Source organism: Halobaculum sp. EA56, assembly GCF_051195075.1.
Lineage (GTDB): Archaea > Halobacteriota > Halobacteria > Halobacteriales > Haloferacaceae > Halobaculum.
Map to the genome: position 1 here is coordinate 1 of NZ_JBNTJX010000090.1, position 1,285 is coordinate 1,285.

The window sequence follows — 1,285 nt, forward strand, 5'->3', positions numbered from 1 at the left end:
GCCGAGCAGGGCGACGTGGCGACCGCAGTCGAGCACGTCCTCGACGAACACGACTGGCTCGACGACGATCGCGTCGTGGTGTACGGCGGCTCCTACGGCGGGTACTCGGCCAATTGGCAGATGCTACAGTTCCCGGACCTGTACGCCGCGGGCGTCACCTGGGTCGGCGTCTCCGACCTGTTCGACATGGCCGAGAACACCATGCCGCACTTCCGCTCGGAGCTGATGGTGAAGTACCTCGGCGAGCCGGACGAACACGCCGACCTGTACGAGGAGCGCTCGCCCGTCACGCACGCCGCGAACCTCGACGCGCCGCTGCTCATCGTCCACGGCGTCAACGACCCCCGGGTGCCGGTGTCGCAGGCGCGGCTCCTCCGCGACGCCCTGGAGGACGCGGGGTTCGAGGAGGGCGAGGACTTCGAGTACGAAGAACTGGGGGAGGAGGGCCACGGCTCCTCGGACATCGCCGACAAGATCCGGAGCCTCGAACTGCTCGACGACTTCCTCGACCGGCGCGTCGGCACGACCGAGGCCGGCGTCGCCGCGGGCGACGACTGAGGCGGTCGACCCCGTCGATCCGAGAGCGGATCGTCCGCGGAGTCGCCGCCGTTACTCCGAGGCGTTCCCTCGGCAGACGTCGCCGGGGTTCCGGGCGGCTCGCCACGGGGGCCTCGCTGCCGCCGGCCGAGACCTCCCTTCGGTCGGCCTCGCCACCTCTCTTGGCGGAGCGGCACGAGGACCGCTCCGCCGTCGCTGGTCTCGCTCGGCCTCGCCTCGCTCGACCGCGCTAGTCGAACATCTTGTCGTCGAACTCGGGGACGTCGAAGCCGCCCTCGCCGCCCCACCCCTCCATCACCCGGCTCTGGTACAGCATCACCGCCACCTTCGGCACCGCCTGCGGGGGGACCGGCGAGGCGTCGTCGAAGGCGTCGTCCGCCCAGGTGTTGTACTCGTCGACGATGTCCATGGCGTCCTTGAAGCTCCGCAGCATGAGCGCCTTGTAGCGGTCTCTCATTGTCCGCGTTCGACGCCGACGACGGGTGGGTTTATCGGTTCCCAACGGTCACGACAGCGCCGACTCGAGCCGCTCGATCAGTCCGGCGTTCCCGACGTGCACCGGTACGCGCTGGTGGATCCCCGTCGCGGGCACGTCCAGCAGCGAGCGGTCGCCGTCCGAGGAGCGTCCGCCCGCACCCTCGACGAGGTAGGCGACGGGGTTCCCCTCGAACTGGAGGCGGAGCTTCCCGTCCGGTGCCGACTCCAGCGCGGGGTAGGCGAACACGCC

General features: G+C 70.3%; 2 protein-coding genes and 1 pseudogene. 1 reads left to right on the top strand and 2 read right to left on the bottom strand.

Translation table 11 applies throughout. The annotated features are described in order from the left end of the window. The coding region (locus ACQUQ1_RS22250) for an alpha/beta hydrolase family protein (RefSeq protein ID WP_435066362.1) at positions 1-558 on the top strand (558 nt) is incomplete at its 5' end. A 229-nt stretch (positions 559-787) separates the two neighbouring features. On the opposite strand, the gene ACQUQ1_RS22255 is transcribed toward ACQUQ1_RS22250, so the two are convergent. Then, positions 788-1,015: a hypothetical protein gene (locus tag ACQUQ1_RS22255; protein WP_435066363.1), complete on the bottom strand. Its 228-nt coding sequence runs from the start codon at positions 1,013-1,015 to the stop codon at positions 788-790. Between the two features lie 48 nt (positions 1,016-1,063). Further along, positions 1,064-1,285 (bottom strand): annotated as a pseudogene (locus ACQUQ1_RS22260) (class 1 fructose-bisphosphatase); the annotation flags it as partial.